Source organism: Flavobacterium caseinilyticum, assembly GCF_004349085.1.
GTDB lineage: Bacteria > Bacteroidota > Bacteroidia > Flavobacteriales > Flavobacteriaceae > Flavobacterium > Flavobacterium caseinilyticum.
Map to the genome: position 1 here is coordinate 1 of NZ_SMFM01000007.1, position 14,957 is coordinate 14,957.

Annotated in this window: 12 protein-coding genes; 8 read left to right on the forward strand and 4 right to left on the reverse strand. The window is 29.7% G+C overall.

Going from position 1 to position 14,957, the window contains the following annotated elements:
* Positions 1–93 precede the first annotated feature (93 nt).
* The 4 genes from E0F89_RS17160 to E0F89_RS13145 form a co-directional block, all read right to left on the reverse strand.
* Positions 94–258, reverse strand: a complete 165-nt coding sequence (locus tag E0F89_RS17160) for a hypothetical protein (RefSeq protein WP_165930014.1) — start codon at positions 256–258, stop codon at positions 94–96.
* Positions 259–854: 596 nt separating this feature from the next.
* On the reverse strand, positions 855–1,196 hold the full coding sequence (locus tag E0F89_RS13135) for a hypothetical protein (protein ID WP_131910233.1): 342 nt from the start codon (positions 1,194–1,196) through the stop codon (positions 855–857).
* A 21-nt stretch (positions 1,197–1,217) separates the two neighbouring features.
* On the reverse strand, positions 1,218–1,586 hold the full coding sequence (locus tag E0F89_RS13140) for a hypothetical protein (protein ID WP_165930032.1): 369 nt from the start codon (positions 1,584–1,586) through the stop codon (positions 1,218–1,220).
* Between the two features lie 10 nt (positions 1,587–1,596).
* Positions 1,597–2,454 carry a hypothetical protein gene (locus E0F89_RS13145; protein WP_131910235.1) on the reverse strand — a complete coding sequence of 286 codons (858 nt, stop codon included), beginning with the start codon at positions 2,452–2,454 and terminating at the stop codon, positions 1,597–1,599.
* Positions 2,455–2,627: 173 nt separating this feature from the next.
* Here E0F89_RS13145 and E0F89_RS13150 point away from each other — a divergent pair, with 173 nt between their 5' ends.
* From E0F89_RS13150 to mads7, 8 genes are all read left to right on the forward strand, one after another.
* Positions 2,628–3,023, forward strand: a complete 396-nt coding sequence (locus E0F89_RS13150) for a helix-turn-helix domain-containing protein (protein ID WP_131910236.1) — start codon at positions 2,628–2,630, stop codon at positions 3,021–3,023.
* 139 nt (positions 3,024–3,162) lie between these two features.
* Positions 3,163–3,420 (forward strand): hypothetical protein, encoded by a 258-nt coding sequence (locus E0F89_RS13155; protein ID WP_131910237.1) that lies wholly within the window; start codon positions 3,163–3,165, stop codon positions 3,418–3,420.
* Between the two features lie 312 nt (positions 3,421–3,732).
* Entirely contained in the window at positions 3,733–4,728 is a 996-nt protein-coding gene (locus tag E0F89_RS13160) for a type IV toxin-antitoxin system AbiEi family antitoxin (RefSeq protein ID WP_165930033.1), read from the forward strand.
* Positions 4,718–5,566 (forward strand): nucleotidyl transferase AbiEii/AbiGii toxin family protein, encoded by an 849-nt coding sequence (locus tag E0F89_RS13165; protein WP_243699524.1) that lies wholly within the window; start codon positions 4,718–4,720, stop codon positions 5,564–5,566. The genes E0F89_RS13160 and E0F89_RS13165 overlap by 11 nt, the downstream gene beginning before the upstream one ends.
* Positions 5,567–5,577: 11 nt before the next feature.
* Positions 5,578–7,575 (forward strand): methylation-associated defense system DNA methyltransferase MAD2, encoded by a 1,998-nt coding sequence (gene mads2, locus E0F89_RS13170; protein ID WP_131910239.1) that lies wholly within the window; start codon positions 5,578–5,580, stop codon positions 7,573–7,575.
* An 11-nt stretch (positions 7,576–7,586) separates the two neighbouring features.
* A complete protein-coding gene (gene mads5 / locus E0F89_RS13175; protein WP_131910240.1) occupies positions 7,587–8,942 on the forward strand; it encodes a methylation-associated defense system restriction endonuclease subunit S MAD5 in 1,356 nt (451 codons plus the stop codon).
* Positions 8,933–13,393 (forward strand): methylation-associated defense system protein kinase MAD6, encoded by a 4,461-nt coding sequence (gene mads6 / locus E0F89_RS13180; RefSeq protein ID WP_131910241.1) that lies wholly within the window; start codon positions 8,933–8,935, stop codon positions 13,391–13,393. The genes mads5 and mads6 overlap by 10 nt, the downstream gene beginning before the upstream one ends.
* Positions 13,394–13,395: 2 nt before the next feature.
* The gene (gene mads7 / locus E0F89_RS13185; RefSeq protein ID WP_131910242.1) at positions 13,396–14,952 is read left to right on the forward strand and encodes a methylation-associated defense system protein MAD7; all 1,557 of its coding nucleotides are present in this window, start codon (positions 13,396–13,398) and stop codon (positions 14,950–14,952) included.
* Positions 14,953–14,957: the final 5 nt, after the last annotated feature.

Here is a 14,957-nt window from a genome sequence, read left to right on the forward strand (position 1 = left end):
CAGACTTTCTACGGGTTGAACTTTATATTTTACCCAAAGAAATAATAAAAAGAAAACCAAGGTAGGACGTGCTGGATGAGCCTGTCCAAAAGACTACGGCATAATGGTTTGCTCGTTCCTCACAAACCACCCTTCGGGACTTATTCCGTTTCCTTTTGTCCTGTCTGCATCCCGTCCTTTGAAATTGCTTTCTTTTTCTTTTTTCCGATTTTCTGTTTTCTTTGGAAAAGATATTTTTATTGGTTTTGTGAGGCTCAATTATCTTTTCAAGGTTTGTCTGAAATAAAATCGCAAAGTTTTTTGAAAAACCATAAAAGCATTTTTACATTTTATGCTTTTAAAAACACTTATGCAAATAGGCAAATACCTGCAGGCTTGCACACCTGAATACCTGCAAGCCTGCAGTCCAACATACTTGCATGCTTGCATACTTGAATCCCTGCATACTTGCATACTTGTATACTTGAATGCCTGTATTTCCTCATGCTTGCTTACTTGCATCCCTGCATACTTGAGCCTTTTCTTGAAAGAAAATATTTTAAGATACAACTCAATTATTGCATCATATAACTCTCCGCAGTCTGCTGGCTTAAACAATAACACTGCCGTATGAGAAGGATCCGATTTATTTAGATATATCTTTAAAATAAATTACTTTATAACCATTACAATAAAAAAAGGGCCTCAAGCCCTTTCCATTAAAACCATATCCAATAATATTTTCGCAGGAAAATAGCAAGTTGTGTTTTGAGCTGCTTGAAATACTTTCCGCAGCTCAAAACCACTTGCCCTTGCAGGGAGCTGGAAGACGCCTCCAAAGTCGGCATTTTATTAAAATTATAAATGGAAACAGGTTAATTGGAAGCGTTATTATTGTTTTCATTTAAATGTTTTCTATAAAGTATGTCCAGTAGTTCTGCCTCTTCCAATGGAATCAGCATTTCTATTATTCTCAAAAGACTTCCAATATATCTTTCAATATTTACAGTACTCACTGTACTGAGCTCAATTCCGTCTACAGCTAATCTCGTTGTTTGAAGTAAATCCGATAGTATACAAAACAGGTCTCTATATCCTTCCACTTTTAATTCAATAGTGTGATTGTCATCTCTAGCTTCTAATGATGGCTTGAGTAGTACAAAATATTGCTCTGGGTTCTCTATGAGCTCATTTAATTTGATTTTATCATTTTCCATAATCTTTATTTTAACAATTAATTATTTATCCAGTGATAATGCATCAGTCTTTTCAAACTCTTTAGTTTTTAAAACAAACTTATGAACTGCATCAAATACCTCTCCTTCGTTAATCGGCAATAATTGCACTGCTATTTCCAACAGGGTTTTAAGATGCTTTATAGGATTTTCAACCTCTGTTGCGTTTCCATTCTCATCATTATAAATAGTATTAAGACAGGTTTTTAATAAATCCTGTACCGCAATAAGCATAGAAGAGTACCTATCAAAAATTATCTTTGCGTTGAAGAGATAATTTTTTCTATCATCAGGTTTCAAAGTAGTAAAGTAACCATATGTGGTTATTTCTTTAATAAAAGCGTCTAGTTCTTTATTTTTATGCGTTTCCATATTATTTATTTTATTTCTCGGCTTCATTTTCAACTTGGTTTTGTCGATTGATTTCATTTTGAATCAAAATTTCCGCTTGATTTTTAAAATTTTTACATCTTTCTTCCACTACCTGATAATATAAATAATCAACATCGTTAGTCTTACTAAAACGCAAAGTGTTGGGCTGTTGCTTAAGAAGTTTAAATATGGCTTTGTCTTCCCGTGTTTGTCGGGGGAAAAAATCTGCAGTTATGGTAGTAAAGTATTCGCAGAGATTAAATAAATATTCTAATGCAAAATGATTAGGAGTATAGCCTACAAAGACACGGATCAAAGACAAACAGATTTGCTCCACTATTTGATGAAGAGCGGACATTTTTACTTCATCCGAACTAGAAGCATCATCATCATTATATACCCAGCCCCAGATTGTAGCAATATTATTCCTCCTCCATGCTATGTAATGCGACGTTGATTTTAAATTTCTTTTTGGAGTTTCGCTAATATTTAAATAAGGAGGCTTGTTAATATCTTGAAATAATAGCTCTGCCTTCTGCATAATCTGCCAAAAGAAAAACTGCTGGTCTTGCCAGAGGTCTTTTAGACTCTGCACGTGGTGTATAAGAACAGTAGCGGTCAAAGTACCCTGAGTCTTTGCTATTATCTTATCACTTATATCACTGACAGCATTATCTTTGGTCTCCTGTACAAAAACTAAGAGGTATAAATGACTATGTTCTTTTTGCAGTTCTTTATCAGGATAAATTTTCCTGCTCGAACTATAAGCTGTTGCATGCCTGCCAAAACAATAAATCGCAGATGTTTTAATGTGGTCTGTAATTACTTCCTTCAATTCTTTTTGCTGTGAAAATTCAATTGCATTCATAATTTTGCTTTTTTAATTAATACTTATCCGAAAAATTGTATTTTTGTTTAAAACACATTGCAAGTAAACAATAGATTGTACCGTACCGAACTAATCGAAATTGTATCGTACTAATTCAAGCTTGTATTTTACCGATCTGAAAAAAATTAGAGAATTTTAAATATCTTTGAACTATGAGTACAGCAACAAAACCGAAACATATAGGCAGAAATATCAGCCGAATCAGAGAGCTTCGAGGAATGAAACAAGAAGCGTTGGCTATTGCAATTGGTGTAAGCCAGCAATCAGTTTCTAATATTGAGGGAAGTGAAATTGTAGAAGAAGAAAAATTACAGGTAATTGCTGAAGTTCTTGGAGTGTCTGCTGAAGCAATTAAAAATTATAGTGATGAAACGGTCTTAAATAATATTCAGAATAATTACGAAGGATCTGTTATTAATAGTGGTCCAACAGTAAACCATAATTGCACATTCAATCCCCTTGATAAAGTTGTAGAACTTTACGAACGTTTAGTTCAAGCCGAAAAAGATAAGGTTGAATATTTGGAAAAATTATTGAAGGCTAAATAAACCTTTTATAAAAGATATAATTAATTCCAAAAAGAGACCTCACAAGTCTCTTTTTTGTTTGTAGAATAGAAAGTAAATCAAGTTTTATTAATGCATCATATTATTATTGTGCGTTAAATGAAAATCAACAAATAAACCGATGGATAAAACTATTAAGCTAAGAGTTAAAAAAGAAATTGATAATAGCAGTGAGCTTAAAGTTTTGAAATTAAAAGGCACTCTAATTTCGAAAGGCTACACTGAAATTATTCATATTGCTGATGAAAATACAGAGTATTACCTCAACTCATTTTCCACTCCACCTGAGAATAAAAAAGAGGTAGAAGATTTTGTCTTAGACTATATCACAAACCATAATCTTGACGATATTATTACTCTCGTTAGCACAAAGAATTAAAGATTTTTTGATTGCGGTAATTTTTTTCAAATCATATGCAAGAACCTTCCTGAAAACAGTTAGAATTTTGCACATTAATTAAAAACTATTCTTTTGAAAAAGTACGCTCCCTTATTCAAGATCTGATAATTATTTAGGAAAATTTTCTTCCGTATAGGAATAAGGGAGCGTACACTTTCAAAGACCGCTTAAATAAGTATTCTTAAAGCAATATTTAATAAAAAAAAAATTATTAAATATATTTTTTACTTCAATTATGTTCATTACATTTGAATGTTCATTGCCAATGAACTATTAAAAAAAATGAACGCTATGTATAAAGACAATGATTTTATTTACGAAGCTTTTTCTAATTTACAAGAGTTAGTAAAAAGTGAAATTACAATTGATAGCAACAGAGAGCCTTATGATGCTGTAATACAAATAAACAATCAAACGTTTTATTGTGTTGCAAAGAAAAATGCACGCACATCTAATTTAGGAATAGTAATTAATCAAATTAATAACTTCCAAAATTCTCTTAAAAATGAAAAGAAAATACTTTTTGTTGGAGAATATATAGCTAAAGAAGTTGCAAATACATTAATTGAAAAAAAGATTAATTTTTTAGATGTAGCTGGTAATTGCTATATCAATACAAATGATTTAAAAATAATTATTGAAGGCAAAAAACAGGCAAAACAAAAAAATGTTAATCAAGCTAGAGCATTCCAAGAGGCAGGATTGAAACTCATTTTACTGCTTTTGACTGACAAAGATGCTTTAAAATACTCATATAGAGTACTTGCGGATAAATCTAATATTGCATTGGGTTCAGTAAGCCAAATAATGAAAGAATTAGAAGAAAATAACTACATCCTAAAGGCAGCAGATAAAAGAAATCTAAAAAACATCGATGATTTAATTGAAAGATGGGTTGTAGCTTACAATGATGTTTTGAAGCCTAGATTATTAAGGAAAACATATAAAGCATTAAATTATGATTTTTTGAGGAAAACCGTAATGAATAACGAGCAGAATGATATATTTTTCGGCGGTGAGCCTGCGGCAAAAATAATGACAGATTATCTTAAACCATTAGATTATACAATTTATTCAAATGATGATTTAAGCATATTGGGGAAAGAATTGATGTTGATCCCAGACAACAATGGAAATGTAAAAATTTTCAACACTTGTTGGTCAAATAGTATCACAAATAAATATAAAAATATTGCTCCACCATTAGTTGTGTATGCAGACTTAATAGGTAGTGGAAATAATCGAAATATCGAAACAGCTAAAATGATTTTAGAAAATGAGTTATAATATTAGTAGCGAAAAAATAGAGCATCCATTATTGAAGCCCTTATTAGAAGAATTGATTCCTTTTTTTGAAAAAAGAGGGGTTAAATTTTTTGTTATTGGTGCAACAGCAAGAGATATTATATTAGAAATTAACGGAGAACAATCAGGTAGAAGAACTCAAGATATTGATATAGCAATCACAATTAATAAATGGGAAGAATTTGAAAAAATTTCAGAAGAACTTACAGAACTCGAAAATTTCTCTAAGGATAAAGAACAAAAACAACGCTTTTTATATCTAGATAAATTTCAATTAGACATAGTTCCATATGGTGGCATTATGGATGAAAATGATAAAATTTATTGGCCTCCAGACCAAGACTTTGCAATGAATGTTTTGGGGTTTGAGGAAGTACAAAAAGAGACTATTTCTATAACATTAGACGAGAAAATTGAATTTGAGGTTGTAAGCCTTATAGGTATAGTACTTTTAAAAATTATAGCTTGGAAAGACAGAAATCATAAAGGAAATAAGGATGCAGATGATCTATTATTCATTTTGAAAAATTACTTAAATATTAATCTTGACAGAGCTGTAGAACAACATTATGAGGAAGTCTATCAAATTGAAAATTACACAGAGCTAAAGGCAAGTGCTAGTTTGATAGGAATTGATTTAATAGAATTAACATCGGATAATTCTAAGTTAAATGATTTTTTAATTCAAATACTAAACATAGAAATTGAAAAAAAGGAAACAAGTATCCTTTTAAATCAAATGATAGAAACACATACGGGTTCTAATTTTGACGAATTATACGAATGCGTTCAAATAATTGTAAATACACTAAAAAAATAATCAAACAATATATGTCATCAGAAGAAATAATTTTAGAAGACAATCAATTAGTATGTATATTAACTAATAAACATAAAAAAGCCACTTCACAAGAAAAAAGCATCCAGTCTATCATTAGAATGTTAAATGAAGAATACGATTTTGATTTAAAAAATATTGATAGAGATGTTAATATAACTTTTACAGATCCTGATACAGGAAAAGTGAAAAAACAAAAAATTGAAGTTGTCATTTATGAAGAAAACTCTAAACGAAATCAAGAAGATATAACCAGAATAGGGATTGTTCAAGATGAAAAGATTAAGGATAACGACAATAAAAAAGGAGTTACTATTACTTTAGAAAATGCTTTAGCTGCTCTTGATAACTGTGAATTTGGTTTATGGACAAATGGAAATGATCTTAAATATCTTCAAAAAGAAGATGATGAATATAACTTTGATTTTAAATTTTCTGATTTAGCTGATATTCCAGGATACGGAGAAACTATCGAAGATTTGGACCGTGCAGACCGTTCTAATAGTCGTAAACCTGCAAACGATTCATTAATTAAAGTTTTCAAGCGATCTCACGATTATATTTATGGAAATGAAGGACGAAAAAAAGATGCTTTTTGGCAACTTTTATATCTTATTTTTTGCAAGCTATATGATGAAAAAAGACGATTTATTTGCATAGAAAAGGGAGAATCATATCGTAGAAAATTTTGGGTAGGTATCAAAGAGAAGAATAGTGACGCAGGACGAAAAAATGTTGCAAAAAGAATTAAAGATATTTTTGAAGAACTTAAACAAGAAGGTACTTTTTCCGATGTTTTTGATGGCAATGAAGCCATAGACTTAACGGATAAAGGTATTGCATTTATTGCTGGAGAATTAGCCAAATATTCATTCCTTGATGCGACAGTTGATGTTAAAGGTATGGCTTATGAAACTATTGTAAGTAATACTTTAAAGCAAGAAGCAGGCCAGTTTTTTACACCTAGAAATATTGTAAAAGCAATGGTCGAAATGCTTAACCCAAATGAGAATACTAGGGTTTTGGATCCTGCCTGTGGTTCGGGAGGATTTTTAGTATTGGTATTGGATCATGTTAGAAAGCAAATTGCAAAAAAAATGTACCCCGATTTAGAAGATGTATTATTAGCTGAAAAGTTTAATACGTATGAAGTAAATGAAAAAGTGCGTCAATATGCTGAAACTAATATTTTCGGATTTGATTTTGATCCTGATCTAAAAAAAGCGGCTCGAATGAATATGGTGATGGCAGGAGATGGTCATGCTAATATTTTTCACGTTAACTCATTAGCTTATCCAAAATGGGAACACCCATCCGAAATTGAAAAGATAAATTTAGCTATAAATAACAGTTTAGCAAAAATGAAAGACATTGATAGTAATTATACTAACGATGCACGTGGTAAATTTGATATGATTTTTACAAATCCACCGTTTGGGGCAAAGGTAAAAGTGGAACAAGAAATAGCTGAAAAATATTTTCTATCCAAATATTCAGATGCTCCAGAAATTTTATTCATCGAAGCTTGTTACGATTTTTTAAAACCAGGTGGGAAAATGGCAATTGTATTGCCCGATGGAATTTTAGGCAATCCGAATACGTTTCCCGTAAGAGAATGGATTCTAGAAAATTTCAAAATATTAGCGTCCGTAGATTTGCCAGTAGAGGCTTTCCTTCCACAAGTAGGTGTTCAGGCATCATTATTATTTTTAGAAAAAAAGACTGATTTAGATAAAAATATAGCTCATGAAAGTGACGAAGATTATGATGTATTCATGGCGATTGCTGAAAAATTAGGTAAAGACCGTAGGGGGAATCCAGTTTATATTAGAGATGAAGAAGGAGCTGAAATGTTATTTACAATAGAAAATAAATACGTTTCTACTTCAAAAGATGGAACCCAAGAAGTTAAATCACGTGTTGAAAAACAAAAAATGGTAGATGATGATTTGCCAAAAATTGTTTCGGCTTTTCTTAGTAATAGCAAATAATATAATCTTTTATGAATACACAAATAGTATCAAGTAGGTGGTTAGTTGAGAATGACAAAAGATTAGACTCTAAATCTTATTTAAATGAAGGTAGATTATCACATATAAAAATGTTGAAATCTCCTTATAGAATTGAGAAATTAAATACTTTGGCAAAAGATATTTTCAATGGTGCAAGATTCAAGAGATATTATGTTGAAAATGAAGATCATGGAATTTCGTTCATGGGTAGTTCAGATATGCTTAAATTACATATTAATGATTTAAAAGATATATCAAAAAAATATACTAAAAACATTAATAAATTACTACTAGAAAAGGATTGGATATTAATTTCGTGTTCTGGAACTATTGGAAATACAGTATATACAAATCAAGATTTTGTAGGTAAAACGGCATCGCAACATGTTATGAGAGTGATTCCTAACAATATTGTAAAATCAGGTTTTTTGTATGCTTACTTAACATCAAAATACGGATACAGTTTTTTGACTCAAGGTACATATGGAGCAGTTATTCAACATATAGAACCACAGCATATTAAAAATATTCCTATTGCCGTTTTTCCAGAAAATAAACAACTTTTTATACATGATTTAATAAGTGAATCTTCTAATTTAAGAGTTGAAGCAAATAACTTACTACTCAATGTTATTTCAGTTTTTGAAGATAATCTTAATAAGCCAAAAGTTTTGAAGGGATTTAAATTTGATACAATTTCTTCAAAAAAAATATTTGAATTTCATAAAAGATTTGATAGTCAGTACCATGTACTATGGAAAAGCATTAAGGAAGAATATACTGACGTTCAGTATACAAGACTATCTGATTTAGCATCTAATATTTTTGTAGGAGGAAGAGGGAAAAGAATGTATGTTAAAAAAGGTGTTCCTTTTTTATCTTCCTCAGATATGATGCTATTTAATCCAGTTCGTTTATGTAAAAAGGTTAGTAGTAATACTCATGGAATAAATCAAATGAAAGTTAATAAATATGACATCCTTATATCAAGATCTGGAACAGTTGGAAATACCGTTTTGGTCGGAGATAGTTTAAAAGGAGTCGCTGTTTCCGAACATGCCTTAAGGCTGATAATAGATAAAAATAAAATTTCACCAAATTATGTTTACGCATATTTAAAAACAAAAATCGGGATAAAAAAAATGGAGGCTTCGTCTTTTGGTTCTGTTATAATCACTTTGAATGAAGACTTAATAGGAAATATTGAGATACCCATTTTTAGTATCGATATTCAAGCTTATATATGCGAAAAAATAGATTTATATCTTATGAAAATGGATTTAGCAACTATGAAGGAAAACCAAGCAATTGATTTAATCGAAAAAGAAATTGACTCATGGCAATAATCAAAAAACCAACCTATTTTGACTCTGTTGTTAATGCAGGCGAGCAAAAGCTACTAGATTTTTTAGAAGTTCATCTTCCTGATGATTTCTATTTAATTCCAAATGTCGAACTAATTTCGACCAATACGAAAAACAATCTCACGCAATATTGGGAATACGACCTTATTGTAGTAGCACCTCATGCAATCTTTAATATAGAAAATAAAGATTGGAGAGGTCGTATAGAAGGTGATGACAATGCTTGGTATTTAAACGACCAACCGCGTCGCAATCCCTTACGAACTAACCGTCAAAAATCTGCCATTTTAGCCTCTAAACTAAAAGAACATAATTTTAATTGGGGCAGAGCATGGATTCAAAATGTCGTTACACTTTCGTATGATAATTATGCAGTTCCTATAATTTCTCCTGAAGATAATAAATTAACCTTTCAATTAAACAAAAGGTTAATCAATTTTATAACAGATGCTGATGAGCTAAATAAAAAAGAAGATGCAATTGAAGATATTCAACAACCTATTCTAAATTATCTAACAGGTCAGCAAAACCAAAGAAGAGCTGAAGAAAAAAAACGTATTTATGAGTTTGAAATTGTTAAAATATTACATCAAGAAAACAATTTTGTAGAATATTTGGCAAAACAAATTGGAGCAACTTCCTCTAATAGAAGAATAAAAGAATACGCTTTACAAGTAGTTGGCTTATCTCCTTTAGAATTAAAAAACAGAGAAGATAAAATTAAAAACCAGTACAATGCACTCAGAAACATAAAAGGTAAACCTTTTATTCTTAATGTTGAATTTAGAATTGACGAGGAAAATCATTTATTCTACGAAATATCAGATTTCTTAGAAGAAAACTCACTTCGTTCAGAATCAAGAATTAAAACATTTACCTTCAAAGAAAAGGTTGATATTATAAAAAATATTATGGTTGCTTTAAAAGAAGCACATAAAGAAAACATTTACCATAGAGACATTAATCCTGATAACATCTATTTAAACAGTGGTTATGCTTATCTAGGAAACTTTGGGAAATCTTATTTTATGGATCACTCTGATGAAGGCTATACAGTGATGCCAACCATCAATCAAAGTAATGCTACAGCATACCATCCATTAGAGTTAACAATAGGAGATGCTTCTATAGCATCTGACATATACTCATTGGGTATACTAATTTATTGGCTTTTTACAGACAAAGAACCTTTTTCTTCTCCATTTGAATTAAACAATTTCGGAGGTAAATTACCGGAAACGCTTATCCCATCTCATACAAATACAAACCTTCCTAAATGGATTGATGAAATTTGTTCAAAAACTATAATTACAGACGAGTTTCAACGTATTGATAGCATTGAAAAAATTCAGGAAATAATTGATAATGCTATAACTTTAAATACAACGAAAGGTAGTAATGATCAGGAAAAAAACGAACCATCCAAGATAATATCTTTTGAAGAAATCAAAGAAGGAAATACAATTGGTGACTTTGCTATTCACAAGGTTTTAGGTAAAGGTGGTTATTCTAAAGTTTTTAAGGTAAAGCACCGCCTACAAGATAATTTTTATACGTTAAAACTTTTTAATGAAAGTGTAAATATAAATTCGGTAAAGGATGAATATGCAGCATTAATAGAATTACACCATCACAACATTGTAAAGTTTAGATGGAATGGCGAAACACCTTCAGGACAGTTTTATACTTTGATGGAATACTTAGAAGGTGAAAATTTAAGACAATATACTTCTACAGACATAAGTATTCCAATTCATCAAGTTTTTAACGTTGGTATAGATATACTCGCAGCATTGGTAGAAATGCAAAACAGGGAAAAACCAATAATTCACAGAGATATAAAACCTCAAAATATCATTTGGGATAATGGAGAACGTTTTGTATTGATAGATTTTAATGTTGCTTCTACTATAAATCAAAACAAAGATTTTGTTGGTACCAATCCATATTTGGCACCAGATTTAATCGAAAGTAATTATAAAGTGAACTGGGATTTATCAGGTGATTTATTTGCTTTAGGTGTTACTCTTTTCGAATTGATTTGCAAACAATATCCTTGGTATCCTAATAAAATGCCCATGAGAGATAGAAAAGCCAACAATCCAAAAACAATTGAGCCTCGTATTTCAAATAAATTTGCAGAATTTATTTTAAAAGCAATTGAAACAAATAAAGAGGATAGATTTAAGACTGCAGAAGAAATGTTATCGGCTTTGAAAGTTATTGAATCAAATTTATTAGAAGAAATTGCGTCAGATACAACCGAAGCAAGTTCTAGAAATAAATTATATCATACACAAATTTCCATCATTCAAGCACCTAATTTCAATCTAAAATTACATAATAGTAACAACACCTATGTAGATTTACATTCGGCTATAGAAAATGCTTTAGGACGTTTTAAAGTCAATATTGAAAAATACAAAACATCATTCGACTTAGGACAAAAGATTAAATTGGTTCTGAAAGTCGATGAAGAAATGATTATCAATGAGATCTTTTGGAATGGTGGTGCTCGCAATTTTAATCATGGCAATGTGGATAGGGTTTATAATGCAATTAAAGATTTATTTGAAAATAATAAAGATAAAATAAAGGCTCATAAAATTTCTGTTGAAGGAATAAATATGGTCGATTACGTCAATTCATTATATAGCCAATCCAAGTATGGAAATTTTGGAACAAGAGTAAATATCAAAACAAGTGAGTTGGATGACGAAACCTACACCCCAACAAAACTGGATAAAACTCTCTTACCTGCAATTATTGATGGTAAATATAAATTAGTAATTATTACTGGGAATGCAGGTGATGGAAAAACTGCCTTTGTAAAAAAAATTGAGCAAAATCCTTCCGTTAAAAATATTCAACATTTTGAACATAATAATGGTGCACGATTTATGATAAATGGTGTTTTTTATGAAAGTAATTATGATGGATCCCAAGATGAAAAAGATATAGATAATACTGCTGTTTTGGATAAATTTTTTAATCTATTCGAAAACTTAACAAATTACAACAGAGCACCTGAAGGAAGGATAATAGCAATTAATGAAGGTCGTTTAGTTGAGTTTTTAACGACATCAACTAAACATAAAAAATTATCAAAAAGTATTGAAGATTATTTCTACGAAGAAGGAAATGTAGATTTGCCAGATGGGATATTAGTAATAAACCTCAATCTTCGATCAGTTGTTTCAGATAATGATGAAATTGGTAGTTTATTTAAAAAACAAATAAAACAACTTACCAGAAAAGAACTTTGGAGAAATTGTGAAAGTTGTGAGATGGCAAACTCTTGTTTTATAAATTATAATGTAAAAACTTTTAACGATGATGTATCTGGTGAGGCTGTAATTAATAGATTAGAATGGCTATTAAGAACAGTAAGCTTAAAAAGGGAATTACACATCACAATGCGTGATGTAAGATCTTTTATTGCTTTTCTCTTAACAAGAGATATTTCTTGTGAAGAAATTCCAAATTTAATAGAAAACAATAAAAATGATAATGAAAAATTATGGCAATATTATTATTTCAATATTTCGAATCCTAAAATTATAGACTCGGGTAATAAAGACCGTCTTATCAAATTAATTAGAGAAACAGATATTGGTGAAGTTGCAATCCCAAAATTAGATAGAGAATTGTTTTTCAATAAGCATTTTCAAAAAAATTATTTGCTGTTTGAAGATAGAAATTATAATATTTTAGAAGAATTCAATGAAGTTAAAAATTATGTTCGAGCATTTGAGCAAGATGAAGATTATATTGAAAAAATAAGAAATAGGCAAAAAGTGTTTATTAGACATCAATTTTATGAGGGGAAATTATTGGCGCAGATAAATTCAGTAAATAATGAAAATAAAAACATAGCATTTGGCAAACCAGGATACTTACTAAGATTACCATACAAATCAGTTTACGATTTTGTAAACGTATTAGGTAACTCTGAATTAAATGATACAATAAAAAAATCTATCTCGCGCGCAGTTTCTTTAAATGAAGGTTGTAATAATCAAGATCTAGATGAAAAAAACTTGGTATTAGCTTCTACTGAAATTAAAGATCCTCATGGGAAATCTTTTAAACTTTTCCCTTTAGATGAATTTGACTTATTTGTAAATAAATCGGAACATCTAACTAAATATATAGAATATGAACCAGATAGTTTAATTTTTAGACATAAAAAGCATAAACATATTAGCTTAACAATATCCTTAGATTTATATGAAATGCTTCATTTCATTCAAAAAGGGTTCAGCCCATCATTGAATGACTTAAAAGGAAAATTTGTGGAACTTATAGTGTTTAAAAATTTATTAGAAAATCTTAAATATGATGAAATTGTAGTTACTCCAAATAACAAAGAGTTCTACTCCATCAAAAAAATAGGTTCTACTAAAATAGCAATTAATAAAGTAATAATATAGGTATGGCTATAAATTTAAATAAAGATGAAGGCATTTTTCGTAATGAATTAATATTTACAGCTGATGCCAAAGTAAACAATATTGATAGTACACTTGTAAACTTGTTTATGCTTTTAAAGCATAATGGAGTAAGGCCTAAACAAAGAACTAGAAGAGGTGAAAACGTATTCATTGAACTTGGAAAGCTAAAAAATATATTTCAAAAACTCGAGGAAGAAGGCGATTTATCTGGTTTCTCTGAGAACCCAGAGGCAGTTGAACTATGGTTAAGAACTAATCTAACAAATCTAGTAAATAGAGGTAATTCAGAAAAAGAAAAAGTATCTTCTTTAAGACCAATTCATCTTGAAAGTTATAGAGTTAGAAATGCACCAAACACAAGAGATTATTATAGTGCTGATCAAATCTATTTAATGTTAAGTCAAAAACCAGCAGTAAAAAATGAATTAAAAAACTTTTTGATGGAGGGTTGGGATGCGACTCAAAGTCAATTTCTTAATGGAAATAATTTAGATGTTGATAGTTTAGGAATATTACACTTGATAAAAAACATGAATCCTGGTTTTTTAGAAAGTTCATCAGAACTTAATAAAATAAGGCCGATAATAATGGAGCAAGCAGAACTATATTGCGATGATGTTCATAAATTATTAGTTTACAAAAATGAAATACCAAGGAATGTATTAATTGATTATCTTAAAACAATTACATCTTTTCATTTGTCTTTATACGTGAATAAAGTAATTTATTTTTTACCAAAAATGATTGAATCAGGTAGTTTTACAATAGAAAAGGATTGGAATATTGTCGTAGATGTCACTGATAATTTTGAAAGTAAAATATCGTCAATAGCTATTGAAGATGCAGCAAAAAATTATAACGCATTATATAATTATATAAAATCTACATTTCAAATAAATTCTGTAATTACAAGGTATAAATTAGATAAAACAGACTCTGATTCATTAATACAAGCATTAAAAATATTAGAGGAACGGAATGAATCGTTTGATTTAAAGTTTGAAACCCATTGGGATTATATTTTTGGGAATTTCGATGCAGAAGATAAAGATTTAGTATCTGAAATGGTAAAATATGAATCTACCTATTTTGATAGATATGTAGAACTTTTAATGAAAATAAAAGGACCGTATCAATTGAAATATTATCCTCAATTTATGGATAGTATTGCTCAAAAAAATAATGAAAGAGGGTACTTGGCACAAGGACGAAGTAAAAAACATCCAAGGAGATATGTTTTAGGAACTCGATTATTAGAAACACTAGTTCAAATTCAGGTTTTACATTTAGAAAATGATCATTTTGTTACAAAAAGCCTATCAATAGAAGAATTGACTCAAAATTTAAGAGAAAGATACGGATTAATTATAAACGGTTTAAATGAAGAAAGGTTTAGTAATGCAGACGTGAATACAATATTAGCATTCAAAGAAAATGTAGAAGCATTTAAATATAAATTGAGACAAATAGGTTTCTATAATGATTTAAGTGATGCCTATATTCTTCAAAAAGTTAGACCAAGATATCAAATGGATTAAATATT

Excerpts from the sequence above, each read along its gene's own strand:
- E0F89_RS13135 (WP_131910233.1), bottom strand. The coding sequence starts at position 1,196 with ATGGAAAATGATAAAATCAAATTAAATGAGCTCATAGAGAACCCAGAG.
- E0F89_RS13140 (WP_165930032.1), bottom strand. The coding sequence starts at position 1,586 with ATGGAAACGCATAAAAATAAAGAACTAGACGCTTTTATTAAAGAAATA.
- E0F89_RS13145 (WP_131910235.1), bottom strand. The coding sequence starts at position 2,454 with ATGAATGCAATTGAATTTTCACAGCAAAAAGAATTGAAGGAAGTAATT.
- E0F89_RS13150 (WP_131910236.1), top strand. The coding sequence starts at position 2,628 with ATGAGTACAGCAACAAAACCGAAACATATAGGCAGAAATATCAGCCGA.
- E0F89_RS13155 (WP_131910237.1), top strand. The coding sequence starts at position 3,163 with ATGGATAAAACTATTAAGCTAAGAGTTAAAAAAGAAATTGATAATAGC.
- E0F89_RS13160 (WP_165930033.1), top strand. The coding sequence starts at position 3,733 with ATGTATAAAGACAATGATTTTATTTACGAAGCTTTTTCTAATTTACAA.
- E0F89_RS13165 (WP_243699524.1), top strand. The coding sequence starts at position 4,718 with ATGAGTTATAATATTAGTAGCGAAAAAATAGAGCATCCATTATTGAAG.
- mads2 (WP_131910239.1), top strand. The coding sequence starts at position 5,578 with ATGTCATCAGAAGAAATAATTTTAGAAGACAATCAATTAGTATGTATA.
- mads5 (WP_131910240.1), top strand. The coding sequence starts at position 7,587 with ATGAATACACAAATAGTATCAAGTAGGTGGTTAGTTGAGAATGACAAA.
- mads6 (WP_131910241.1), top strand. The coding sequence starts at position 8,933 with ATGGCAATAATCAAAAAACCAACCTATTTTGACTCTGTTGTTAATGCA.
- mads7 (WP_131910242.1), top strand. The coding sequence starts at position 13,396 with ATGGCTATAAATTTAAATAAAGATGAAGGCATTTTTCGTAATGAATTA.